Raw genomic sequence first — 22,144 nt, 5'->3', positions numbered from 1 at the left:
CGGCAGATGTGGCGCGGTGAACAGTGGGCATCGCTCGTTCTTGCGATGATCGGTCGGTGACCACGACGCAGCAGCCTCCGCCTCCGCCCCCCGAGCCGCCCCATGGCCATGGCCCCGGAAGCGGTCATGGCCATGGATCCGACGGCGGCCACGGCTACGGCCCGGGGGGCGGCCGCGGCTCCGGCGACGGGCACGGCCACGGCCCGTCCTCCGGCGGCCACGGCCACTCCCACAGCCACGGCCCGGCCGCTCCCGTCTCGCAGCACCTGCGCAAGGTCATCGCGGCGGTGCTGATCCCCTTCGCGACCGCGGTCGTCGTGGGCCTCGTCGTGCTCTGGCCCGGTGGCGCCCCCGCGCACGAGCGCACCGGCGTGGGCTTCGACCGGCAGACGCAGCAGGCCACGGTGACGAAGGTCGACGAGGTCGACTGCTCGTCGGTGAACGCCTCGGGCGATTCCCCGACCGGCGACACCTCCACGGCCGAGGGCTCGTCCGCCCAGCAGCAGGCCAACGGCACCTGCAAGAAGGCCACGATCCGCGTCGACACCGGCGACGACAAGGGCCGTACGTTCACGGAGATCGTGCAGCCGGACCAGTCGCGCCAGTTGGAGCAGGGGCAGGAGGTCGTGGTCGCGTACGAGCCCGCCGCGCCCAAGGACCTGCAGTACTCGGTCACCGATGTGAACCGGAAGCTCCCGATGGCCCTGCTCGCCGGGATCTTCGCCCTCGCCGTCGTGGTGGTGGGCCGGATGCGGGGTGTCATGGCCCTGGTGGCGCTGGCCATCAGCTTCATGGTGCTGACCCTCTTCATCCTGCCGGCCATCCTCCAGGGCTCGAACCCCCTGCTGGTGGCGGTGATCGGGGCCAGCGCCATCATGCTGATCGCCCTGTACATGTGTCATGGGCTCTCGGCCCGGACGTCCGTGGCGGTGATCGGCACCCTGATCTCGCTGCTGCTGATCGGCCTGCTGGGGTCGGGATTCATCGGCTGGGCCTATCTGACCGGCAACACCGACGACAACACCGGTCTGATCCACGGGCTGTACCCGACGATCGACATGAGCGGCCTGCTGCTGGCGGGCGTCATCATCGGCTCGCTCGGCGTGCTCGACGACGTGACGGTCACCCAGACCTCGGCGGTCTGGGAACTGCACGAGGCCAATCCGGCGATGGGCTGGCGCGGGCTATACCGCGCCGGCATCCGGATCGGCAGGGACCACATCGCTTCGGTGGTCAACACCCTCGTCCTCGCCTACGCCGGTGCCGCGCTGCCCCTGCTGCTGCTCTTCTCGATCGCGCAGAGCAGTGTCGGCACGGTCGCCAACAGCGAACTCGTCGCGGAGGAGATCGTGCGCACCCTCGTCGGCTCGATCGGTCTGGTGGCGTCGGTGCCGGTGACCACCGCGCTGGCCGCCCTGGTCGTCTCGGCCGACCGCCCGGGTACCCCCGAAGCGGCCGCCGTGCCCGCCCCGGCGCGTGGGGGACGGGGCCGCCGCCGCAAGCGCTGAAGCGTTACGGCACCCCGGCGCCGTAACGGTTCATCCCGCGCTCTGTTCCTCCGCCAGGATGCGGTCCAGGGCCTCGTCGAGCAGCGTGTCGAAGTCGGCGAGGGAACGCTCCTGCCCCAGCGGCACGAGCTTGTCCGTACGGTCCAGGAAGGCCACCAGCGGCGCCGTGCCGACCCGGAACACGGCCTGGTCGGAGCCCACCTGAAGCCGGATCAGGACCTCGCCGAACGTCTCCGGGTCGGCGGGTGCGATGTGCACGTCCCCGTCCCCGCACGGCCGCCCGACGCCGTCGATGAGCAGCTCCCGCCCGAAGGCCCAGGTCACCGGGGCGTCACCGGGCAGGTGGAAGGTCAGGCGCACGGCATAGGGATCGCAGGTCTCGTAACGGAGCTCCACCGGGATGCGGAAGGAGAGCTCCTCCGAGACGAGGAAGCTCATCATGACCTCTGCCTGTACCGACTCGCGCATCGCCTACCCCGCCGTGTTCGTCGACTGGCCAGGAATCATCCGCCTGACACCTCTGGAAGTTTGCTGAAAGTACACGGGAGATCACAAGGAGTGATTTTTCAGATACTGATAGAGATCGCGAGTGTTCCTAGCAGGTTTCCGATCTCGGTCTGCAACTGACGGGCGAGGGGCAGCAGCCGGTCCGCCTGGTGCGAGGGCAGCGAGATGGCGAGTGTCCCGGCGGTCGGCCCGACGGTGACGGGAAGAGCGGCGCAGACCGTGCCCAGGGCGTACTCCTGCCGCTCCACGACCGGTTCCATCCGTCCCATGCGGCCCAGGCGCCGTAGCAGCGTCTCGTCGTCACGGACGGTGTACGGAGTGAGGGACCGCACCGGATAGCGGTCCAGATGGTCGCGGCGGGCCTCGTCGCTCAGCTGGGACAGCAGACACTGCCCGATGGCGTGGGCGTGACCGGTCTCGCGGAAGTCGGCCCACTCCTCGACCGCCGGGGTGTTCGGGCTGTCGGCGACGCACTTGACCTCGATCTCGCCGTCCCGGTAGATCGCGAAGTACACCGGCACGCCCAGGGTGTCCCGCCAGTGCGCCAGAGCCTCACCCACCGTGCTGCGACGTTTCTGCTGTGCTCCGCTGCTGCTCAGCCGCTCGGCCGCCTCGCCCAGGAAGAACAGCCCCTTCTCGCGGCGCAGATAGCCCTCGTGCACCAGGGTGCGGAGCAGGTGGTAGGCCGTGGGCAGCGCGAGCCCGGCATCCCGTGCCAACTGCTTGGCGGGCGCTCCGTGTTCGCGCTCGGCCACCGCCTCCAGCAGCCGCATCGCGCGCTGCACGGAACCGATCAGGGTGCCGGAGTTCGCCTCCGTCGCCGCGGGCTGCGCGGGGGACGGGATACGGGCTCCTCGCCCCGGACCGTACCCGGGCCGCGCCCCGGGCCGTACGGGCCCTGCCGGCGGCCGGGTCCTGGTCGGCGGCGCCAGTGGCTGTGCCTGCGCGCGAGCCGTCGGAGCGGACGACTGCGTCCGCGGCTGCGTCCGTGTCCGCGGCTCTGCCCCTGGCTGTGTCTGCGTACGCGTCTGTGGGGCCGAAGGGTCGGGACGTCGCGCCTTCTCCTCGCCCGGCGACGTACGTGGCTGAGCGGGGGGAGCCGGAGTCTTCGACCTCGTACGCGGCGAGGGCTGCGGGAGGAGTGCGTCGGCGTCCCGGGCGCGCGCGTGCTCGGTGGCGATCGCCGGTGTCGACCTAGGGCCCGGTTGTGTGGGCGGAACCGCGCTCTGTGCGGACCGGGAGCGAGGCCGGGCGGAGGCGGAAAGGGGTTCTGCGGATGCCGTGTCAGCCATGGCCGAGGGTCACTCCCGAAGCGCGAGGGGGGCCGCCCGTGCGGGGGACACGGGAGGGGGATGCGCCGCCCGCGGGGTCGAACCCGCGGCGAGTTCCCGGACTCTAGCCGCCCGTCACCGCTCGTCGGCGGCCTCGCCGGGAAACTTCCCCCTGGGGAGGGAACCCCACGTTCCTGTTACCGCCGAGCCCTGACCGGCCTCACCCACTCACGCCTCACCTGTTGCGCTCCGCTGACGCCTCACCAGTCGCCGCGCGAGGAGGAGCCCGCCGTGAACTTCTTGACGACGTAGATCAGTCCGCCGACCAGCGCCACGAAGACCAGCAGCTTGAAAAGCAGGCCGACCACGATCTGGACGACGCTGACTATCAGCCCTCCGAACACCAGCAGGGCGATGACCGGCACCGCGATCCACTTCACCCACCACGGCATCCCCGCGAAGATCTCCCGCATCGCCCCTGCTCCTTGTGTCTCCACCCGTCGCCCCGCCACCGGGGCACTCGTTCCGGGCCTTCTGCTGTCCTGACGTCGATGCTAGGGCCACGCGGGGCTCGTCCGGGGGCTTCGCACCCCTTGTCCGTCCCTGATCGTCCCCCTAGGGAACACCGTCGCGGACGTCAGCCCTCCGGCGGAGAGAACACCACCATGACCCTCAGGTCCTCGGTGATGTGGTGGAACTTGTGGGCGACCCCGGCCGGCACGTACACGACACTGCCGCGCGCGACCTGGGTGGTCTCCAGGCCCACCGTGATCGACGCTCGGCCGCTCACCACGAGGTACACCTCGTCCTGGCCGTGCGGCTTCTGCGGATCGAGCGCGCCGGCATCGAGCGCGTACAGACCGACCGACATGTTCCGTTCGCGCAGGAACTGCAGATAGGCGCCGTCATTGGCGGCACGTTCCGCCTCCAGCTCGTCCAACCGGAATGCCTTCATCGAGTTAGTCGCCCCTGCCCGGTGCTCGTACCGATCGCTTCTGCCACGATCAGACACATGATGAATTTCCTAGTCAAGACGATCGCCAACGCGGGCGCCCTGGCGGTCGCCGTCTGGCTGCTCGACAAGATCACGCTGACCGGTGACAGCACGGGCAAGGAGGTCGCCACCCTGCTGCTGGTCGCGCTGGTGTTCGGCCTGGTCAACGCCGTGGTCAAGCCGCTCGTGCAGGTGCTGACCCTTCCGTTGTTCATAGTGACGCTCGGGCTCTTCACCCTGGTGGTGAACGCCCTGATGCTGCTGCTCACCTCCTGGCTGGCCGACGTCCTCGACCTGAGCTTCCACGTGGAGGGCTTCTGGACCGCCGTCCTCGGTGGGCTGATCATCTCGATCGTCTCCTGGGCACTCTCGCTCGTCCTGCCCGACGGGGACTGAGGTCGGCATGACCTATCGAGTCTGTTTCGTCTGCACCGGCAACATCTGCCGCTCCCCGATGGCCGAGTCCGTCTTCCGCGCCCGGCTGGAGGAGGCCGGGCTGGACGGCCTGGTCGAGGCCGACAGCGCGGGCACCGGAGGCTGGCACGAGGGCGACGCCGCCGATCCACGCACCGTCGCCGTCCTGGAGGCGAACGGATACGCGGGTGCCCACACGGCACGGCAGTTCCACGTCTCCTGGTTCTCCCGCCTCGACCTCGTCATCGCCCTCGACGAAGGCCATCTCAAGGCGCTGCGGCGCCTCGCGCCGACCGCGGCGGACGCGGACAAGGTCAGGCTGCTGCGTTCCTACGACCCCGCCGCCGGCGACGACCTCGACGTCCCGGATCCCTACTACGGGGGCACGGACGGCTTCGAGGAGTGCCTGGAACTGGTGGAGGCGGCGAGCCCCGGGCTGCTGGCCGCCGTACGCGATGCGATGGAGGGACGGGCCGCATGAACGCGGAGAACCCCGCCGAGGGCCCCGGAGACGGCACCCGCGCGGTGCGGGCGGGTCTGCCCGAGCCCGTCAAGCACGAACCGACCCTGCCGGGGCCGGTCTTCGCCGCCCACTACCACCTGCCGGGCGAACCCACCGGCCCATACGCCTACGGGCGCGACCAGAACCCCACCTGGACGCTCCTGGAACGGGCCGTCGGAGAACTGGAGGCACCCGGACAGGACGACGCCGAGACGCTCACCTTCTCCTCCGGCATGGCCGCCATCTCGGCGGTCCTCTTCTCCCAACTGCGCTCCGGAGACGTCCTCGTCCTGCCGAGCGACGGCTACAACGTGCTGCCGCTGGCAGGTGAGCAGCTGCGGTCGTACGGCATCGAGGTGCGCAGCGCGCCGACGGGCGGCGACGCCCAGCTCGACGCGCTAGACGGTGCCGGGCTGCTCTGGCTGGAGACGCCGTCGAACCCGGGGCTGGACGTCTGCGACGTACGGCGGCTCACCGAGGCGGCACACGCGCGTGGCTGCCTCGTGGCCGTCGACAACACCCTGGCGACCCCGCTCGGGCAGCGGCCTCTGGAGCTGGGCGCCGACTTCGCCGTGGCCAGCGGCACCAAACAGCTGACCGGGCACGGGGATGTCCTCCTCGGGTACGTCGTCGGGCGGGACGCCTCGCTGATGGCCTCGGTGCGGCGCTGGCGCAAGATCGTCGGCGCGATCCCGGGTCCGATGGAGGCATGGCTCGCGCATCGCTCGCTGGCCACGCTCCAGTTGCGTGCCGACCGGCAGAGCGCCAACGCCCTCGCCGTGGCCGAGGCGCTCGGGGAACGGCCGGAGGTGACCGGGCTGCGTTACCCCGGGCTCCCCGACGATCCCTCGCACAAGATCGCCTCGCAGCAGATGAGGCGCTACGGCTGCGTGGTGTCGTTCACCCTGCCCACACGCGCGTATGCCGATCGTTTCCTCGACGCGCTCCGCCTGGTGGACGACGCCACGAGTTTCGGAGGAGTGCGTTCCACCGCCGAACGGCGCGGCCGTTGGGGAGGTGACGCGGTTCCGGAGGGTTTCATCCGCCTGTCGGCCGGGGCGGAGGACACGGCCGATCTGGTGGCCGACGTCCTGCGCGCGCTGTCGGTGGCCGCCGGCTAGCGCGTCGCTCCGCACGACGGACGGTCCGAGCCTCCCCCCTCGTGGCTCGGACCGTCCCCGGTTCCGCGCACGAAGAACCGCGCGACCAAGGCTAGTTGACTCTGTGTCAGTGTCCAATCACAGTAGGGACAGGGGGCTATCGGCTTATTTATGGTTGGTCACTCCGGGCGGCGAGGGGACGACAAGCATGGATCTGGCCTTACTGCGCACGTTCGTGACCGTGCACCGGGCCGGTTCCTTCACCCGTGCCGCCGCGCTGCTCGGCCTCTCGCAGCCGGCCGTCACCTCGCAGATACGCACGCTGGAACGGCAGCTGGGCCGCCCTCTCTTCCTGCGCCAGGCCCGCGGTGTGACCCCGACGACCATCGGCGACGAGCTGGCCCACAAGGCGGCTCCGCATCTCGACGCGCTGGTGGAGATCGCCGAGACCGGCCTCGACGACGACTCCTCCTTACGGACCCTGCACCTCGCCGGACCACCGGAGTTCACCGCCGAGCGGGCCCTGCCCGCCCTCGCCGAGCTGACCGGGGACGACGGCCAGGGCTTCGCACTGCGCGTGTCCTTCGCCGACTCCGACAAGGCGCTGGAGGGCCTCGCCGCCGGCCACCACGACCTGGCGATCACGACGGCCCAGCCCCGCGGCGCGCTGCTCACCGCCACCCCTCTCTGCGACGAGGAGCACGTCCTGATCGCCGCCCCGCGCTGGGCGGACGAGATCGGACCCGAGAAGCTGCGCCGCGCAGGGACCCATGCGCTGCGGGGCCTTCCCGTCGTCGAGGTACACGAGTCAATGCCGTTCGTCGCCCGGTACTGGGCGACCGTCTTCGACACCCGGCCCGCCGCCTCCGGCACCGTCGTCGTCCCCGACCTGCGGGCGGTTCTCGCCTGTGCCGTCTCGGGCGCCGGTCTCGCCGTACTGCCGCGCTATCTGTGCGCCGCCGCGCTGGACCGCGGTGACCTCGTCGCGCTCCTCGACCCAGCGGTGCCCCCGCTGCGCACCTACTTCCTGGTCATCCGGACCGGAACCCTGGCCATGCCGCACATCGCGCGGGCGCACGAGTGGCTGCTGGCGGCCGCTGCGAGCTGGTCCTGAGACAGCGGCGCGGGACTGGGTCTGCACGAGCCGCCCACCCACGGCCCGCCCGTCGGCTCAGGGAGCCACTCTTCCCCGCCGGCGATGTTTCACGTGGAACATGCAGGGCCACATTTCTCCCATGACCGTACGACCCGTGGTCAAGCGCACCGCGCGCGCCGTTCTGCTCGACGGCGACGACCTGATCCTGATCAAGCGGACCAAGCCGGGCGTGGATCCCTACTGGCTCACGCCCGGTGGCGGTGTCGAGCCGGAGGACACCACCGTCGTCGACGCGCTCCACCGCGAGGTGCACGAGGAACTCGGCGCGAAGATCACCGATGTGGTGCCCTGTTTCGTGGACACCGTCGAGCACATCGGGGAGGACGGCGGCGCCACCGGTGTGAAGGTCCAGCACTTCTTCGTCTGCCGTCTGGAGTCCATGGACCCGTCCAAGCGGCACGGCCCGGAGATGGACGAGCCGCTGGGCGAGTACGAGATCGTGCGCATCCCCTTCACCCGGGTCGGCATCGCCTCCGTGCACCTCGTCCCGCTCTCCCTGCGGCACTACCTGGACGGGAACATCGAGGGCGTGCGGGCGATGCACGCGCCGGACCTGGGCTGAGGGGGCGCCCGCAGGGGCATTCGGCACGGCGCCCCGGCGGTCAGTCGCCGGCCGCCACCAGTTCCTCGACCGAGTCGTGCCGTATGCGGTCCGGGGGGATGCCCGCGTCCCTCAACGCGTCGACGCCGCTGCGGATCATGCCGGGCGGACCGGACAGATAGGCGTCGTACCCGCTCCAGGGCCCGTGGTCACGTATCGCGTCGGGCAGCTGCAGCAGCCCGTGCCGGTCGACGACCGGGCGGACCTCCAGCCACGAGTTGCTCTGCTGCAGCCGCAGCAGGGTGTCGAGATCGTAGAGGTCCTGGCCGGTGCGGGCCCCGTAGAAGACCTCCACCGGACGGTTCCGTCCATGCTCGGCGACGTCCTCCACCATGGCCTTGATGGGTGCGATTCCGGTGCCGCCGCCCAGACAGAGCAGCCCGCTGTCGGTGGTGTGGTCGACCGTCATCGCGCCGGCCGGCGGCCCCAGTCGCAGAACATCGCCGGGCCGGGCCCGGTGCACGAGCGCGTTGGAGACCCAGCCGGCGGAGATCGCCTTCACATGGAAGGTCAGCAGCCCGTCCGAGCGGGGAGCCGAGGCGAACGAGTAGTGCCGCCAGATCCGCGGCCACCAGGGAGTCTCCAGGCTCGTGTACTGCCCTGCGAGGAAGGGGTACGGCTGATGGGGACGGACGGTGATCACCGCTATGTCCGGGGTCCTCGGCTCGTGCGAGACGACCTCGGCCAGCCACCAGGGCGGGGCCCGCAGTTCGTCCGCCGCCGCCGCGTCGATCATCACCTGGGAGATGGTCGTGTACGTCCGGACCCAGGCCGCCTCGGTCTCGTCGTTCCAGCTCTCCTTGGCGTACCGGCTCAGCGCGCCGATCAGGCACTCGCCGACGGCCGGATAGTGATCGGCCTGAGTGCCGTACTTGCGGTGACCGCGACCGAGATTCTGCAGGTAGTCGACGAGGACCGGGGTGTTGTCGATGTGCTCGGCGGCGGTCAGCAGCGCCTTGAGCAGCCGGTCGCGCTGGGCGTCCATCGCCGGAGGGAACATCGAGCGCAGATCCGGGTGCTGGACGAAGAGCAGCGCGTAGAAGTACGAGGTGACCTTGTCCGCGACGGGCCCGACCTCGGCCATCGTCCGCCGGATGAGAACGGCGTCGGGGGAGGCCGTGGGGCCGCCCGGCGGGGCGGGCACCCGGGTGCCGAAGACGGAACGCTCGGCGGCCTGCTCCTCGGCGGGCCGGGCGGACGGGGAGGGTGGTGGGACAAAGGAGGGAAGGTCCGCGGAGCTCTGTATTCGCTCTCGCACCGCGCCTGCCCGGCCCTGTTCGGCGCCGCTCGGCGGCTCCGGGGAACGGCCCACGGGCCGCAGACCGGCGAGGCGGTACCCCTCGGGCTCCTGGTCCTCACCGGGGGACGGCGGAGAGGTGCGCGCTGTGAACCAGCCGCCTCCGTCGCTGCCCCCCGAAGTACCGTTGCCGGCCGACGCGGTGGTCGGAGCGTCCATGGTCTGCCTCGCCTCGAACATCTTTCGGTCGATCTACGTACGCCCCCCGCTAGGAAGTCGCACGCTTTCCCCCGCGGACGGCCTTGCTTTTCCCCGTTCGTTCCCTGTCGGCCGATGCGGCCACGTTCAATCCGGTCCCACTCCGTACAGACACGCAGGCGAGAGTGTGACGTATGCCGCAGCACTCACCGCAGCGTTCCACAGCGCGCGAACGCCCTCGGCTCGTAGCGGCAAACGCGGGTCCCCGATCTCTCTGTCCGGTTAGGCTGCATTGAGCTGCGTTCGTACCCCCGTGATGAGACGGCCGCATCTCGCTTCGGACACGAACCGGACTCGACCCTACCGGCAGGGCCGCCACACACAAGTCCCCCCATCGCGTGCCGGGAATTCCACGGGGGCGAATCAGCGATTCCTTCAATTGGCGGGCACGGCAAACCAATTGACAGATATCCCATACATCCCGCCTGCACACGAGTGGGTGTCCGGCCTCAGTCCCGGCGCTCGTGTCCCAAATGATTCGCGGACACGGCAAGCCGGTCCCCCTTGCCCGGAGACGGGATGTTTCACGTGAAACATCGGCCCGCTCGCTGTCCGGCGGCGCACCGCATGGCCAAAAGGGTGTGCGTCCGCCCGCAAACCGGTGGACGCCGAGGGCCCCTGTCGGACAGCCTGACCTGCGTGCCGACACCTTCCCCCGCCGCTCTGCCCATCCGCCGTCTGACGCCTCGTGACCGCGCCGCCTGCGCCGATCTGTCCGAGGACCGGGACTGGCCCCGGGAGGAGCACAAATGGGGGCTCCTCCTCGCAGCCGGCACCGGCTATGGCATCGACGCTCCCGAAGGCGGCCTCGTCACCGCGTGCGTGGTGACCGAGTACGGCCCGCCGGGGCGCCCTGAACTCGGGGCGATCGGCATGGTTCTGGTCGCCGAGCGATACGCCCGCCAGGGCGTCGGCCGCCGATTGATGCGCCATGTGCTCGCGGAGATGGGAACGACTCCCCTGACCCTGCACGCGACCCCGTACGGACGCCCGCTCTACGAGGAGCTGGGCTTCAAGGTCACCGGGCAGGCCGAGATGATTCGCGGGCACTTCACCCCCGCAGAAGCTGGTCCCGGGGTCCACACGCGTCCGGCCACGGCCGAGGACCTCGGCACCATCCTGGGACTCGACGGCGAAGTCTTCGGCACGGACCGCACCCATATCCTCACCCGGCTTCCCGCCTTCGCCGATCAGCTGCGTGTGGCCGAGGAGAACGACAGGATCATCGGATACGCGGCCGCCTGGCCCAACATGGACGACCACGTCGTCGGCCCCTTGATTGCCCGTGACACTCGCACGGCGAAGGCGCTCATCGCCTCCCTCGCCGCCCACACCGATCGCCGGCTGCGCACCGACATCGACGTACGCCACGAGGAACTGCTGGGGTGGGCCAAGGAACATGGCCTGGCATCGATCGCCTTCAACTCGGTGATGACCTACGGGCTCTCCGAACTGCCGGGTGACTGGACCCGGCGGTACGCCCCGCTGACCGTGGCTGCGGGCTGAGGCACGGCCCCGGCGGTCCTGCCGGCGGTCAGTGGTGGAGGGCAGCCCGCCGTGCGCTCGCTCCGGCGCCCTCGACTGCGGTGCCGGTGGCGTTTCCCCCGCGCTCCAGCATCGACGCGATGAGCGCCAGAACGAGCGCGCTTCCGGCCAGGGCCGCGCCGACCCAGTTGGGTGCCGTGTAGCCGAGCCCGGCATCGATGACGAGCCCGCCGAGCCAGGCGGCGAGGGCGTTGCCGAGGTTGAAGGCACCGATGTTCACGGCCGAGGCCAGCGTGGGGGCGCCGTGCGCCTGGTCGAGGACCCGCTTCTGCAGCGGCGGCACGGTCGCGAAGCCCAGGGCGCCGACCAGCGTGACGGTCACCGCCGCGGCGGTCTTGTCGTGGGCGGTGAACGAGAACAGGGCGAGAACGACGGCCAGGGCGCCCAGTGAGACGTACAGCATGGGCATCAGCGCGCGGTCGGCGTACTTGCCGCCCAGGAGGTTCCCGCCGACCATCCCCACGCCGAAAAGGACGAGAAGCCCGGTGACGGAGGAGTCGGCGAAGCCGGCGACGTGCGTCATCATCGGCGCGATGTAGGTGATGGCCGCGAAGACGCCTCCGAAACCCAGCACCGTCATCGCCATGGCCAGCAGAACCTGGACGTTCCTGAAGGCGGCCAGTTCGTCTCGGAGGCGGACGTCCTGCGGCCTCGGCAGGTCGGGGACCAGCCGGGCGATGCCCAGCAGGCCGACCACACCGAGCGCGGCGACCCCGGCGAACGTGACCCGCCAGCCCACGGACTGCCCGATCAGGGTGCCCAGCGGCACTCCGACGACGTTCGCGACGGTCAGTCCGCTGAACATGGTCGCGAGGGCCCCGGCCTTCCGGTCCGGGGCGACGAGTTCGGCCGCGACCACCGCGCCGATGCCGAAGAAGGCACCGTGCGCCAGTGAGGCGACGACACGGCCGAGCAGCATGACGGAGAAGGTCGGGGCGAGCGTCGAGAGCAGGTTGCCCACGATGAAGAGCCCCATCAGGAGCATGAGCATCCGTTTGCGGGACACCCTGGTCCCCAGTGCGGTCATGAGGGGCGCTCCGAACACGACGCCGAGTGCGTAGCCGGTCACGAGGAACCCTGCGGCGGGGATGGACACCCCGAACTCGCCCGCGACCTCGGGCAGCACTCCCATGATCACGAACTCTGTCGTACCGATGCCGAAGGCGCCGATCGCCAGTGCCAGGAGGGCGAGAGACATGAGGACAGGAACCTTCCAGAAGGGTGCAGGTGCGCTTATCCAGCGTACACAATACTTGCAGACGCTCTATATCTGCGTCTGCTCACTATTGCGCGAGTGACCTATCCTGAGAGTGTGCGGCTCCGAACGGAGGAACACCGATGACAGCGACTGATCCCGCGCTCACCGCCCTCGCCCAGGGCTGGTGCGCCCTCTCCCTGTTGCACGGGCGGATCGAGACCCGTATCGAGCGCGCGCTGCAGTCCGGGCACGGCCTGAGCGTGCGGGAGTACTCCCTGCTCGACGTGCTGAGCCGCCAGCACGACGGCGAGGGCGGACACCTGCAGATGAAACAGGTCGCCGACGCGGTCGTCCTCAGCCAGAGCGCCACCACCCGCCTGGTCACCCGCCTGGAGGACCGTGGTCTGCTCGCGCGCTATCTGTGCCCGACCGACCGCCGGGGCATCTACACCGACGTCTCCGAGGCGGGCCTGGTGCTCCTCGCCGAGGCACGTCCCACCAATGACGCGGCCCTGCGCGAAGCCTTGGACGAGGCGGCCGAGGATCCCGAACTGGCCCCCCTGGTCCGCGCCGTGGAGTCGGTGAGCGTGTCCGCCTAGGGTGTGCGCATGGGAGATCTCGACATCCGTCCGGCGACCGAAGACGACATCCCGGAGATCGTCGCGATGCTGGCCGACGACCCCTTGGGCGCCCAGCGTGAATCGCCGGACGACCTCACCCCGTATCTCTCGGCGCTGAAGCGCCTCAGCGGGGACCCCCATCAGCATGTGGTGGTCGCCGTCCGCGAGCAACGCGTCGTCGGCACGCTCCAGCTGACGATCATCCCCGGCCTGTCCCGGCGCGGCTCCACGCGTTCGGTCATCGAAGGAGTGCGGGTGCATGCCGACGAGCGCGGCAGCGGTCTCGGCACGCAGCTCATCGAGTGGGCCGTCGACTCCTCGCGGCGTCTGGGCTGCCAGTTGGTGCAGTTGACGTCCGACGCCACACGCGCCGACGCCCACCGCTTCTACGAACGGCTCGGCTTCGAAGCGACCCACGTGGGCTTCAAACTGCCGCTCTGAGCAGTGAGCTGAGCGAGGGCGGGCTCACGTTTCACGTGAAACATCGTGAGCGTGCCCCTGGCCCCTCGCCCGAGCATCGCCTACGAGATGCCGCGCCATCCCTCGGGATCCACTCCGCCGGGCACCGGAGCCCCTTCCTCGTACGGCTGACGCGTGAACACGAACGACCCGAGGTCCAGGTGGCTCACGGTCCCGTCCGGCCTTCGTACGGCCCGCAGGAGCTCTCCGGCGAAGTAGCCGTTGAGTCCGATCCAGCTGCCGTCGTCATGGGCGCGGAAGCGAGCACCGCGCAGCGTGGCGGAGAGAGGGTCCAGCGAGAGCCCGCCGTCGCCCGCGAGACGCAGGACGAAGCTGTAGGTCCCCCAGTACCAGGGCCCGGCCAGCTCCAGGACCGAGGCGTCCACGGCGGGCAACGGCCGCCACGGTTCGGGGATCCGCGGCTCGGCTTCCGCCACGATGCGTACGAGGTCGGCAGCCACCTCCGACACCACGGGCCCCGAGGTGCAGTTGGTCAGCACCACGGCTGCCACGTCGTCCTCGACACTGAGGGTGAGCTGCGCGAGGAAGCCGGGCACCGAACCGCCATGGCCGACGAGGAACCGGCCGCCCCGGTGCTGCAGCTGCATGCCGAGCCCGTACGCCACACCGGCCGACACATCGGCGGCCTCCCCCGGCGCGGCCGGCGTGCGCATCTCCCGGACGGATGCGGCACACAGCACCCGGTCGTCCCCCCTGGCCAGGAAGGCCGCGAAACGCGCCAGGTCGGACGTGGTGGACCAGAGCTGGCCGGCAGGCCCCATACGGCCCAGGTCCTCGACCTTCTCCGGCAGCATCACGTCCGCCCAGGGATGGACGGCCCAGCCGCCGGCGTGCGGTGCCTCCGGATGCCACGACGTACGGCGCAGCCCGAGCGGTTCGAGCACCTCTCGTCGCAGGACGTCCTCCCAGGCCGCGCCCCGCACCTGCTCGACCAGCGCGCCGAGGAGGGTGAAGCCCGGGTTGGAGTAGTGGAAGCGGCGGCCGACGGGGTGCCGGTGGGGCTGCTCTCCGAGCACGTCGGCGAGTTCCGGCCGCAGGGCGCCCGGGGTGCGTTCCCACCAGGGCGAGGGCGACTCGGCGGCCAGTCCGCCCGTGTGCGCGAGCAGTTCGGCGACGGTCGCCTCTCCCGCGCCGGTGCCCGGAAGGTGCTTCTCCAGCGGATCGCCGAGGTCCAGCAGACCCTCGTCGCGCAGCCGCAGGACCAGGACCGCGGTGAAGGTCTTGGTGATCGAGCCGATCCTGTACTGCACGTTCTCGTCCGGCGCGTGACCCTCCATCGAGGTCCGCGCCCCGTTCCACACCGTCTCCCCGCCCCTGACCACCGCCGCGACCAGCGACGGCATGCGCCCCTCGGCCTGGGCGACGGCGATGCGGTGCAGCAGGGCCCGGCGTGTGGCGGGGAGCAGCTCTTCCTGAGGTGTTGTCATGCGCCCAGTCCATCGGGCCGGAGACCGTGCGTCGAGCTCATTTCCCCGCGTCAGGTCTGTGCCATGTCCACGAAACGCGAGTAGTGGCCCTGGAAGGCGACCGTGATGGTCGCCGTCGGGCCGTTACGGTGCTTGCCCACGATGATGTCGGCCTCGCCCGCGCGCGGCGATTCCTTCTCGTAGGCGTCCTCGCGGTGCAGCAGGATCACCATGTCCGCGTCCTGCTCGATCGATCCCGACTCACGCAGGTCGGACACCATGGGCTTCTTGTCCGTACGCTGCTCAGGTCCGCGGTTGAGCTGCGAGAGCGCGATCACGGGCAGCTCCAGCTCCTTGGCCAGCAGCTTCAGGTTTCGCGACATGTCGGAGACCTCCTGCTGGCGGCTCTCGGACCGTTTACCACCGGACTGCATGAGCTGCAGATAGTCGATGATGACGAGCTTCAGGTCGTTGCGCTGCTTCAGGCGCCGGCACTTGGCTCGGATCTCCATCATCGACAGGTTCGGGGAGTCGTCGATGTAGAGCGGCGCGGCCGAGACGTCGGGCATCCGGCGGGCCAGGCGCGTCCAGTCCTCGTCCGTCATCGTGCCGGAGCGCATGTGGTGCAGGGCGACACGCGCCTCGGCCGACAGCAGGCGCATCGCGATCTCGTTGCGGCCCATTTCGAGCGAGAAGATCACGCTCGGCATGTTGTGCTTGATCGAACAGGCGCGCGCGAAGTCCAGCGCCAGGGTCGACTTACCCATGGCGGGACGGGCCGCGATGATGATCATCTGGCCGGGATGCAGACCGTTCGTGAGCTGGTCGAGGTCGGTGAAGCCGGTCGGCACGCCGGTCATCTCGCCCGACCGCGAACCGATCGCCTCGATCTCGTCGAGCGCGCCCTCCATGATGTCCCCGAGCGGCAGGTAGTCCTCGGTGGTGCGTTGCTCGGTGACCGCGAAGATCTCGGCCTGCGCCCTGTTGACGATCTCGTCGACGTCGTCGTCGGCCGCGTATCCCATCTGGGTGATGCGGGTGCCGGCCTCGACCAGGCGGCGCAGGACGGCGCGCTCGTGGACGATCTCCGCGTAGTACTCGGCGTTCGCCGCCGTCGGCACCGTCTGGACGAGGGTGTGCAGATAGGAGGCGCCTCCGACCTTGGTGATCTCGCCGCGTTTGGTCAGCTCGGCGGCGATGGTGATGGGGTCGGCCGGCTCACCCTTGGCGTAGATGTCGAGAATCGCCTGGTAGATGGTCTCGTGAGCCGGCTTGTAGAAGTCGGGGCCCTTGAGGATCTCGACCACGTCGGCGATGGCGTCCTTGGACAGCAGCATGCCGCCGAGGACGGACTGTTCGGCGTCGAGGTCCTGCGGGGGGACGCGCTCGAAGGCCGAACCCCCGCCGTCCCATTCCCCGTTGTCCCTGCCGCGGTCGTGCCGCTCCTCCCTGCCGCGGCCTCCGTCGTCCGGACGTCGTCGGGAAGGCGGCAGACGATCACCGGGCCCGCTGTCGGCCCACGGGTCGTCCAAGGGCTCGGAAATGCTCACCGAGCGACCTCCTCCCGTCCGCCGAGCGGACCTCGCCGTGCTTCTCATTTCTACGGCACGACACTGACAAATGAGAGGCCCAACTCCGGTTCTGGCGCGTCGGTTTTGCGAGGTTTTCGTGATCTGCCGAGGAGCGGGCGCCGCACCACCGTAGGCCCGTCGGCACCGTCAGCCAATCTGGTTATCCACAGGCCATGTGGACGACGGCCCAGATGCTGTGGAGAACCCCGCGAAACCTGTGCACGACTCGGTGGACAGCCCTGTGAACAAGACCTCGCTTCCCCCAAAGAGAACGCCCTGAGCTGCACCTTTACCGTCCACTGGCTGTGCAGGAGAAAAACTTTCCCGACCGGATCAAGATCGTCGCGATCTTCGAGCGAGACCGCGTCCGACCATGCGGATAGTAATAGTCACTAGCGCATTGCATCTCTTACCTGTGGAAGATTAGATTGGTGCTCATGACACAGGCTTCCGCGCCGCCCAAGGCCACCCGGCGCCGGCACGATCGCGAGATCATCACGCTGGCCGTCCCGGCCTTCGGCGCGCTCGTCGCCGAGCCGCTCTTCCTGATGGTCGACACCGCCGTCGTCGGCCATCTCGGCACCGCACAACTGGCCGGTCTCGGTGTCGCTTCGGCCCTGCTCGTCACCGCGGTGAGCGTCTTCGTCTTTCTCGCGTACGCCACCACGGCCGCCGTCGCCCGACGTGTCGGAGCCGGAGATCTCCGGGCCGCCATCCGGCAAGGCATCGACGGCATCTGGCTCTCCCTGCTGCTGGGCATCGCGGTCGTGGCCGTCGTCATGCCCACGGCGCCCACGCTCGTCGCTCTCTTCGGTTCCTCGGACACTGCGGCTCCCTATGCCACGACCTACCTGCGGATCTCGGCGCTCGGCATCCCCGCCATGCTCGTCGTGCTCGCCGCCACCGGTGTGCTGCGCGGCCTCCAGGACACGAAGACCCCTCTGTACGTCGCCGTGGCGGGCTTCGTGGCCAACGGCGCGCTGAACGCGTTCCTCGTCTACGGCGTCGATCTCGGCATCGCAGGGTCGGCCTGGGGAACCGTCATCGCCCAACTCGGTATGGCGGTCGCCTACCTCTGGGTCGTGATCCGCGGCGCCCGCAGACACGGCGCCTCCCTACGGCCGGACGCCGACGGAATACGCGCCTCGGCTCAGGCCGGGATGCCCTTGCTCGTCCGCACGCTCTCCCTCCGCGCCGTCCTCATCATCGCCACCGCCGTTGCCGCCCGGCTCGGGGACGAGGACATCGCCGCGCACCAGATCATCCTCTCGCTCTGGAGCCTGCTCGCCTTCGCCCTGGACGCGATCGCCATCGCCGGACAGGCCATCATCGGCCGCTACCTCGGTGCGGGCGACGCCCAGGGAGCCCGCGAAGCCTGCCGCCGGATGGTGCAGTGGGGGATCGCCACGGGCTTTGTGCTCGGCTTGCTGGTGCTGCTCGCCCGACCCCTGTTCATCCCTCTCTTCACGGACGACCCGGCCGTACAGAAGGCCGCGCTCCCCGCTCTGATCGTGGTGGCGCTGGCACAGCCGGTCTCCGGCATCGTCTTCGTGCTGGACGGCGTACTCATGGGCGCGGGAGACGGCCCCTACCTCGCCCGGGCCATGCTGCTGACCCTGGCGGTCTTCGTCCCAGCCGCTCTGCTCGTCCCCGCCCTCGGCGCGGGCCTGACCGCTCTCTGGGGCGCCATGACGCTGATGATGGCGACGCGCATGCTGACCCTCTGGCTCCGCTCCCGCTCCGGCCTCTGGATCGTCACAGGAGCGACCCGCTGACGGAGCAGGACGTGAGCGAGGCGATGTTTCACGTGAAACATAGGGCAACTTCGCTCCGTGCCTCGTGAAACGGCCACTCCGCCGACAGCCCTGGACCCACAGGCGGACCGACAGACCGACGGACCGACAGACCGATGGACGCCGGGCTCCGGGCGCCAGCGGCCGGGCGGGCGGGCGGGCGGGCAGCAGAACGTCCGGGCACGCGTATGGGGCCGCACCCTTCGCAGGATGCGGCCCCATACGTCGCTTGAGCGAGGACGGCCCTTAGGCCGCGATGACCTCGATGTTGACCTTGGCGGCAACCTCGGGGTGCAGACGCACGGACGTCTCGTGGGCGCCCAGCGTCTTGATCGGAGAGGTCAGCTCGATGCGGCGCTTGTCGACCTCGGGGCCACCGGAAGCCTTGATCGCGGAAGCGATGTCGGCCGGGGTGACGGAACCGAAGAGCCGACCGGCGTCGCCGGAGCGGACAGCCAGACGAACCTTGACGGCCTCGAGCTGGCCCTTGACCTGGTTGGCCTGCTCGATGGTCTGGATCTCGTGGATCTTGCGAGCACGACGGATCTGCTCGACGTCCTTCTCGCCGCCCTTGGTCCAGCGGATCGCGAACTTCCGCGGGATCAGGTAGTTGCGAGCGTAGCCGTCCTTGACGTCGACGACGTCGCCGGCAGCGCCGAGGCCGGAGACCTCGTGGGTAAGGATGATCTTCATTGGTCGGTCACCCTTTCCTTAGCGCGCGGTGGACGTGTAGGGCAGCAGCGCCATCTCACGGCTGTTCTTGACGGCCGTGGCGACGTCACGCTGGTGCTGCGTGCAGTTGCCGGTCACGCGGCGGGCACGGATCTTGCCGCGGTCGGAAATGAACTTCCGCAGCATGTTCGTGTCCTTGTAGTCCACGTACGTGACCTTGTCCTTGCAGAATGCGCAGACCTTCTTCTTAGGCTTGCGCACAGGCGGCTTCGCCATGGTGTTTCTCCTGTGTGATCAAGAAGTTTGGGGGTGCGCCCCCGTCTTCGCCCTCCGAGGCCGGTGATCCGGCCCGGGAGGTCTTAGAAGGGGGGCTCGTCCGAGTAGCCGCCACCGCCGCCGGAGCTGCCGCCCCAGCCGCCACCGCCGCCGCCCTGGTTGCCACCGGCGGGTGCGCCGCTGGCCCACGGGTCGTCGGCGGGAGCGCCGCCGCCCTGCTGACCGCCGCCGGAGCCTCCGCCCCAGCCGCCGCCACCCTGGCCGCCGCCGCCGTTACCGCCGCCACCGCCGTAACCACCCTGGCCACCGCGGCCACCGCCGGCGGTCTTGGTGACCTTGGCCGTGGCACTGCGCAGGCTGGCGCCGACTTCCTCGACGTCCAGCTCGTAGACCGTGCGCTTGACGCCCTCACGGTCCTCGTAGGACCGCTGCTTCAGCCGGCCCTGCACGATGACGCGCATGCCTCGCTGGAGCGACTCGGCGACGTTCTCCGCCGCCTGACGCCAGACCGAGCAGGTCAGGAACAGGCTCTCGCCGTCCTTCCACTCGTTGGTCTGACGGTCGAAGGTGCGGGGGGTGGACGCGACACGGAACTTCGCGACCGCCGCACCGGAAGGGGTGAAGCGCAGCTCGGGGTCATCGACAAGATTGCCGACGACCGTGATGACGGTCTCGCCTGCCATGGGGGTACCTCTCGGCGGGTTTGCTGCTGGCTGCTTGTGCTGCTACTCGAATCCCGGGATCAGCTGAGCGGAAGCTCAGTGGGTCTCGGGGCGGAGGACCTTGGTCCGGAGGACCGACTCGTTCAGGTTCATCTGGCGGTCGAGCTCCTTGACGACCGCAGGCTCGGCCTGCAGGTCGATGACCGAGTAGATGCCCTCGGGCTTCTTCTTGATCTCGTACGAGAGACGACGACGGCCCCAGGTGTCGACCTTCTCGACCTTTCCGTTGCCCTCACGGACGACGGAGAGGAAGTTCTCGATCAGGGGGGCGACAGCGCGCTCCTCCAGATCGGGGTCGAGGATGACCATCACCTCGTAGTGACGCATGTGGAACCCACCTCCTTCGGACTCAGCGGCCACGGTCGTTCCGTGGCAGGAGGGTTGTGATGCGTACGCAACGGTATCGGCCACCACTGACAATCGAGTTCCCGCGAGGGGCTCTGTCATGGCCTGGGCAGACACCGGTGCAGACGGTACAGACTACCTGCACCCCCGCTTCCGGTTGAAATTGGGGGGCGGTGACCGTCAATCTGTACACATCGGGTGTGTATGGCGCTACGATGCGCCGCCTTCCGCAGGAGGTGCCCTATGGCACAGACATTGCGACCCAACATCGCCGGCTCCCTGTTCGCCACCGACGACAAGCCCCACCCCGTGCAGGACACCCTGCTCGCCGTGACGCTCGTACTCGGGGCGGTCTCCTTCGTCACGGCGATGTTCCACCATCTGCATCTGCTCAGCTCCTGGACGGGGCTGGTGGGCATTCTGACCGGCGCGTACGGGCAGTTCATCTCGGAGACGACCCGTGAGCGCTTCGGCCTGATCGTGGGTCTCGGTGCCTCGGCTGTCGGTTTCTTCCTCGGTATGGCCCACGGAGGCCTCTTCGGTGGAGTGATCGGCTGACTTCGCGCACCCGGCCGCTCGGGCGGCGGGCCGTGTTCCTCGCTGTCCGCCGCCTTACATCGGACCAAGCGGCCGAATGACACCACCTGACGTCCCGGCCGCGTCCCGGCCGGGCCCCAGGTCCCATACGGCCATTCGAGGCGCCCGCAGGGCGCAGTAGGCTTCGGCGCGAGAGCCGGAGCCCCTGTACCCATGGGGACACACCAGCCCGAGGAGCGCCCTGAATGAGCCTGACCCTGAGGACGATCAGCCGTGAGCAGCATCTGGCATACATCCAGAGCCTGCCCTCGGCTAGCCACATGCAGGTCCCGGCCTGGGCCGACGTGAAGGCCGAGTGGCGCTCCGAGAACCTCGGGTGGTTCGACGACAGGACCGGTGAGATGGTCGGCGCCGGCCTGGTGCTGTACCGCCAGCTGCCCAAGATCAAGCGCTACCTCGCCTACCTGCCCGAGGGCCCGGTCATCAACTGGTTCGCTCCGAACCTCACCGACTGGCTGGAGCCGATGCTCGCCCATCTGAAGCAGCAGGGCGCCTTCTCGGTGAAGATGGGCCCGCCGGTGATCATCCGGCGCTGGGAGGCCACGTCCATCAAGGCCGGTATCCAGAATCCGGACGTCAAGCGCCTGCGCGACATCGAGGCCGACTTCATCGAGCCGCGGGCCTTCGAGGTCGCCGACAAACTGCGCCGTATGGGCTGGCAGCAGGGCGAGGACGGCGGGGCCGGCTTCGGTGACGTGCAGCCCCGCTACGTCTACCAGGTGCCGCTGGCCAACCGCTCCCTGGAAGAGGTCCACAAGAACTTCAACCAGCTGTGGCGCCGCAACATCAAGAAGGCCGAGAAGGCCGGGGTCGAGGTCGTCCAGGGCGGTTACCAGGACCTGGAGGAGTGGCAGCGGCTGTACGAGATCACTGCCGTGCGCGACCGTTTCCGGCCGCGCCCGCTGTCGTACTTCCAGCGCATGTGGACGGCCCTCAACACCGAGGATCCCAACCGCATGCGGCTCTACTTCGCCCGCCACAACGGCGTGAACCTGTCCGCCGCCACCATGCTGGTCGTCGGCGGGCACGTCTGGTACTCCTACGGCGCCTCGGACAACATCGGCCGTGAGGTCCGGCCCTCGAACGCGATGCAGTGGCGCATGCTGCGGGACTCCTACGCGCTCGGCGCGACCGTCTACGACCTGCGCGGCATCTCCGACTCGCTGGACGAGACGGATCACCTGTTCGGCCTGATCCAGTTCAAGGTGGGTACGGGCGGACAGGCCGCCGAGTACCTCGGGGAATGGGACTTCCCGCTGAACAAGCTGCTCCACAAGGCGCTCGACATCTACATGTCGCGCCGCTGACGCCCCCGTTTTTGTTTCCATACCTCTGATACACCGCAGCCACCAGAAAGGTTCCGGGACCGTC

General features: G+C 69.4%; 24 protein-coding genes. 12 read left to right on the top strand and 12 right to left on the bottom strand.

The window, feature by feature from the left end; genetic code table 11:
* The first annotated feature begins 56 nt into the window (after positions 1-56).
* The gene (locus tag PYR72_RS24980; protein WP_275457392.1) at positions 57-1,508 is read left to right on the top strand and encodes a YibE/F family protein; all 1,452 of its coding nucleotides are present in this window, start codon (positions 57-59) and stop codon (positions 1,506-1,508) included.
* 30 nt (positions 1,509-1,538) lie between these two features.
* Here PYR72_RS24980 and PYR72_RS24975 read toward each other — a convergent pair whose 3' ends face one another.
* The 4 genes from PYR72_RS24975 to PYR72_RS24960 all read right to left on the bottom strand — a co-directional run bounded on the left by PYR72_RS24975 (position 1,539) and on the right by PYR72_RS24960 (position 4,241).
* Positions 1,539-1,976 carry an SsgA family sporulation/cell division regulator gene (locus tag PYR72_RS24975; protein WP_275457391.1) on the bottom strand — a complete coding sequence of 146 codons (438 nt, stop codon included), beginning with the start codon at positions 1,974-1,976 and terminating at the stop codon, positions 1,539-1,541.
* A gap of 98 nt (positions 1,977-2,074) precedes the next feature.
* Positions 2,075-2,860 (bottom strand): helix-turn-helix domain-containing protein, encoded by a 786-nt coding sequence (locus PYR72_RS24970; RefSeq protein ID WP_275460507.1) that lies wholly within the window; start codon positions 2,858-2,860, stop codon positions 2,075-2,077.
* Positions 2,861-3,546: 686 nt separating this feature from the next.
* Positions 3,547-3,759 carry a DUF5326 family protein gene (locus PYR72_RS24965; protein WP_275457390.1) on the bottom strand — a complete coding sequence of 71 codons (213 nt, stop codon included), beginning with the start codon at positions 3,757-3,759 and terminating at the stop codon, positions 3,547-3,549.
* Between the two features lie 164 nt (positions 3,760-3,923).
* Positions 3,924-4,241, bottom strand: coding sequence for a cupin domain-containing protein (locus PYR72_RS24960; protein WP_275457389.1), 318 nt, complete (start codon positions 4,239-4,241; stop codon positions 3,924-3,926).
* A 57-nt stretch (positions 4,242-4,298) separates the two neighbouring features.
* Between PYR72_RS24960 and PYR72_RS24955 the strand changes: the two genes are divergently transcribed.
* The 5 genes from PYR72_RS24955 (at position 4,299) to PYR72_RS24935 (ending at position 8,014) form a co-directional block, all read left to right on the top strand.
* Entirely contained in the window at positions 4,299-4,676 is a 378-nt protein-coding gene (locus PYR72_RS24955) for a phage holin family protein (protein ID WP_275457388.1), read from the top strand.
* Positions 4,677-4,683: 7 nt separating this feature from the next.
* Positions 4,684-5,175 (top strand): low molecular weight protein-tyrosine-phosphatase, encoded by a 492-nt coding sequence (locus PYR72_RS24950; protein ID WP_275457387.1) that lies wholly within the window; start codon positions 4,684-4,686, stop codon positions 5,173-5,175.
* Positions 5,172-6,317, top strand: a complete 1,146-nt coding sequence (locus PYR72_RS24945) for a cystathionine gamma-lyase (protein ID WP_275457386.1) — start codon at positions 5,172-5,174, stop codon at positions 6,315-6,317. The genes PYR72_RS24950 and PYR72_RS24945 overlap by 4 nt, the downstream gene beginning before the upstream one ends.
* Before the next feature lie 187 nt (positions 6,318-6,504).
* Complete coding sequence (locus PYR72_RS24940) at positions 6,505-7,410, top strand: LysR family transcriptional regulator (RefSeq protein ID WP_275457385.1); 906 nt, start codon at positions 6,505-6,507, stop codon at positions 7,408-7,410.
* Between the two features lie 121 nt (positions 7,411-7,531).
* Entirely contained in the window at positions 7,532-8,014 is a 483-nt protein-coding gene (locus PYR72_RS24935; RefSeq protein ID WP_059079598.1) for an NUDIX hydrolase, read from the top strand.
* 40 nt (positions 8,015-8,054) lie between these two features.
* Here PYR72_RS24935 and PYR72_RS24930 read toward each other — a convergent pair whose 3' ends face one another.
* Complete coding sequence (locus PYR72_RS24930; RefSeq protein ID WP_275457384.1) at positions 8,055-9,530, bottom strand: globin domain-containing protein; 1,476 nt, start codon at positions 9,528-9,530, stop codon at positions 8,055-8,057.
* A 657-nt stretch (positions 9,531-10,187) separates the two neighbouring features.
* Here PYR72_RS24930 and PYR72_RS24925 point away from each other — a divergent pair.
* Entirely contained in the window at positions 10,188-11,054 is an 867-nt protein-coding gene (locus PYR72_RS24925) for a GNAT family N-acetyltransferase (protein ID WP_275457383.1), read from the top strand.
* Positions 11,055-11,082: 28 nt separating this feature from the next.
* On the opposite strand, the gene PYR72_RS24920 is transcribed toward PYR72_RS24925, so the two are convergent.
* Positions 11,083-12,291, bottom strand: a complete 1,209-nt coding sequence (locus PYR72_RS24920) for an MFS transporter (RefSeq protein WP_275457382.1) — start codon at positions 12,289-12,291, stop codon at positions 11,083-11,085.
* 140 nt (positions 12,292-12,431) lie between these two features.
* On the opposite strand from PYR72_RS24920, the gene PYR72_RS24915 reads away from it, so the two are divergent.
* A complete protein-coding gene (locus PYR72_RS24915) occupies positions 12,432-12,890 on the top strand; it encodes a MarR family transcriptional regulator (RefSeq protein WP_275457381.1) in 459 nt (152 codons plus the stop codon).
* Between the two features lie 9 nt (positions 12,891-12,899).
* On the top strand, positions 12,900-13,352 hold the full coding sequence (locus tag PYR72_RS24910) for a GNAT family N-acetyltransferase (RefSeq protein WP_275457380.1): 453 nt from the start codon (positions 12,900-12,902) through the stop codon (positions 13,350-13,352).
* A gap of 80 nt (positions 13,353-13,432) precedes the next feature.
* Here the strand turns inward: PYR72_RS24910 and PYR72_RS24905 are convergent, their stop codons facing one another.
* Both PYR72_RS24905 and dnaB read right to left on the bottom strand, forming a co-directional pair.
* Positions 13,433-14,818, bottom strand: a complete 1,386-nt coding sequence (locus tag PYR72_RS24905) for a serine hydrolase domain-containing protein (RefSeq protein WP_275457379.1) — start codon at positions 14,816-14,818, stop codon at positions 13,433-13,435.
* Positions 14,819-14,868: 50 nt separating this feature from the next.
* Positions 14,869-16,347, bottom strand: a complete 1,479-nt coding sequence (dnaB, locus tag PYR72_RS24900; RefSeq protein ID WP_037726035.1) for a replicative DNA helicase — start codon at positions 16,345-16,347, stop codon at positions 14,869-14,871.
* 458 nt (positions 16,348-16,805) lie between these two features.
* Between dnaB and PYR72_RS24895 the strand changes: the two genes are divergently transcribed.
* The gene (locus tag PYR72_RS24895; RefSeq protein WP_275457378.1) at positions 16,806-18,143 is read left to right on the top strand and encodes an MATE family efflux transporter; all 1,338 of its coding nucleotides are present in this window, start codon (positions 16,806-16,808) and stop codon (positions 18,141-18,143) included.
* A 264-nt stretch (positions 18,144-18,407) separates the two neighbouring features.
* Here the strand turns inward: PYR72_RS24895 and rplI are convergent, their stop codons facing one another.
* The 4 genes from rplI to rpsF all read right to left on the bottom strand — a co-directional run bounded on the left by rplI (position 18,408) and on the right by rpsF (position 20,158).
* On the bottom strand, positions 18,408-18,854 hold the full coding sequence (rplI, locus tag PYR72_RS24890) for a 50S ribosomal protein L9 (protein ID WP_005482940.1): 447 nt from the start codon (positions 18,852-18,854) through the stop codon (positions 18,408-18,410).
* A gap of 18 nt (positions 18,855-18,872) precedes the next feature.
* The gene (rpsR, locus tag PYR72_RS24885; protein WP_003949403.1) at positions 18,873-19,109 is read right to left on the bottom strand and encodes a 30S ribosomal protein S18; all 237 of its coding nucleotides are present in this window, start codon (positions 19,107-19,109) and stop codon (positions 18,873-18,875) included.
* Positions 19,110-19,192: 83 nt separating this feature from the next.
* Positions 19,193-19,792 (bottom strand): single-stranded DNA-binding protein, encoded by a 600-nt coding sequence (locus tag PYR72_RS24880; protein WP_275457377.1) that lies wholly within the window; start codon positions 19,790-19,792, stop codon positions 19,193-19,195.
* Positions 19,793-19,867: 75 nt separating this feature from the next.
* Positions 19,868-20,158, bottom strand: a complete 291-nt coding sequence (rpsF, locus tag PYR72_RS24875; protein WP_005482942.1) for a 30S ribosomal protein S6 — start codon at positions 20,156-20,158, stop codon at positions 19,868-19,870.
* A 261-nt stretch (positions 20,159-20,419) separates the two neighbouring features.
* On the opposite strand from rpsF, the gene PYR72_RS24870 reads away from it, so the two are divergent.
* Together PYR72_RS24870 and femX are read left to right on the top strand one after the other, a co-directional pair.
* On the top strand, positions 20,420-20,734 hold the full coding sequence (locus tag PYR72_RS24870) for a hypothetical protein (RefSeq protein WP_275457376.1): 315 nt from the start codon (positions 20,420-20,422) through the stop codon (positions 20,732-20,734).
* 224 nt (positions 20,735-20,958) lie between these two features.
* A complete protein-coding gene (gene femX / locus PYR72_RS24865; RefSeq protein ID WP_013002266.1) occupies positions 20,959-22,080 on the top strand; it encodes a peptidoglycan bridge formation glycyltransferase FemX in 1,122 nt (373 codons plus the stop codon).
* Positions 22,081-22,144: the final 64 nt, after the last annotated feature.

This window comes from Streptomyces sp. VNUA24 (assembly GCF_029167005.1).
Taxonomy (GTDB): Bacteria; Actinomycetota; Actinomycetes; order Streptomycetales; family Streptomycetaceae; genus Streptomyces; species Streptomyces scabiei.
This window is presented reverse-complemented; position numbering and strand designations above follow the sequence as displayed.

What these genes read in the sequence shown, in the direction of transcription:
- PYR72_RS24975 (WP_275457391.1), bottom strand. Translation starts at nt 1,976, where the DNA reads ATGCGCGAGTCGGTACAGGCAGAGGTCATGATGAGCTTCCTCGTCTCG.
- PYR72_RS24965 (WP_275457390.1), bottom strand. Translation starts at nt 3,759, where the DNA reads ATGCGGGAGATCTTCGCGGGGATGCCGTGGTGGGTGAAGTGGATCGCG.
- PYR72_RS24960 (WP_275457389.1), bottom strand. Translation starts at nt 4,241, where the DNA reads ATGAAGGCATTCCGGTTGGACGAGCTGGAGGCGGAACGTGCCGCCAAT.
- PYR72_RS24955 (WP_275457388.1), top strand. Translation starts at nt 4,299, where the DNA reads ATGATGAATTTCCTAGTCAAGACGATCGCCAACGCGGGCGCCCTGGCG.
- PYR72_RS24950 (WP_275457387.1), top strand. Translation starts at nt 4,684, where the DNA reads ATGACCTATCGAGTCTGTTTCGTCTGCACCGGCAACATCTGCCGCTCC.
- PYR72_RS24945 (WP_275457386.1), top strand. Translation starts at nt 5,172, where the DNA reads ATGAACGCGGAGAACCCCGCCGAGGGCCCCGGAGACGGCACCCGCGCG.
- PYR72_RS24940 (WP_275457385.1), top strand. Translation starts at nt 6,505, where the DNA reads ATGGATCTGGCCTTACTGCGCACGTTCGTGACCGTGCACCGGGCCGGT.
- PYR72_RS24935 (WP_059079598.1), top strand. Translation starts at nt 7,532, where the DNA reads ATGACCGTACGACCCGTGGTCAAGCGCACCGCGCGCGCCGTTCTGCTC.
- PYR72_RS24930 (WP_275457384.1), bottom strand. Translation starts at nt 9,530, where the DNA reads ATGTTCGAGGCGAGGCAGACCATGGACGCTCCGACCACCGCGTCGGCC.
- PYR72_RS24920 (WP_275457382.1), bottom strand. Translation starts at nt 12,291, where the DNA reads ATGTCTCTCGCCCTCCTGGCACTGGCGATCGGCGCCTTCGGCATCGGT.
- PYR72_RS24915 (WP_275457381.1), top strand. Translation starts at nt 12,432, where the DNA reads ATGACAGCGACTGATCCCGCGCTCACCGCCCTCGCCCAGGGCTGGTGC.
- PYR72_RS24910 (WP_275457380.1), top strand. Translation starts at nt 12,900, where the DNA reads ATGGGAGATCTCGACATCCGTCCGGCGACCGAAGACGACATCCCGGAG.
- PYR72_RS24905 (WP_275457379.1), bottom strand. Translation starts at nt 14,818, where the DNA reads ATGACAACACCTCAGGAAGAGCTGCTCCCCGCCACACGCCGGGCCCTG.
- PYR72_RS24895 (WP_275457378.1), top strand. Translation starts at nt 16,806, where the DNA reads ATGACACAGGCTTCCGCGCCGCCCAAGGCCACCCGGCGCCGGCACGAT.
- rplI (WP_005482940.1), bottom strand. Translation starts at nt 18,854, where the DNA reads ATGAAGATCATCCTTACCCACGAGGTCTCCGGCCTCGGCGCTGCCGGC.
- rpsR (WP_003949403.1), bottom strand. Translation starts at nt 19,109, where the DNA reads ATGGCGAAGCCGCCTGTGCGCAAGCCTAAGAAGAAGGTCTGCGCATTC.
- PYR72_RS24880 (WP_275457377.1), bottom strand. Translation starts at nt 19,792, where the DNA reads ATGGCAGGCGAGACCGTCATCACGGTCGTCGGCAATCTTGTCGATGAC.
- rpsF (WP_005482942.1), bottom strand. Translation starts at nt 20,158, where the DNA reads ATGCGTCACTACGAGGTGATGGTCATCCTCGACCCCGATCTGGAGGAG.
- PYR72_RS24870 (WP_275457376.1), top strand. Translation starts at nt 20,420, where the DNA reads ATGGCACAGACATTGCGACCCAACATCGCCGGCTCCCTGTTCGCCACC.
- femX (WP_013002266.1), top strand. Translation starts at nt 20,959, where the DNA reads ATGAGCCTGACCCTGAGGACGATCAGCCGTGAGCAGCATCTGGCATAC.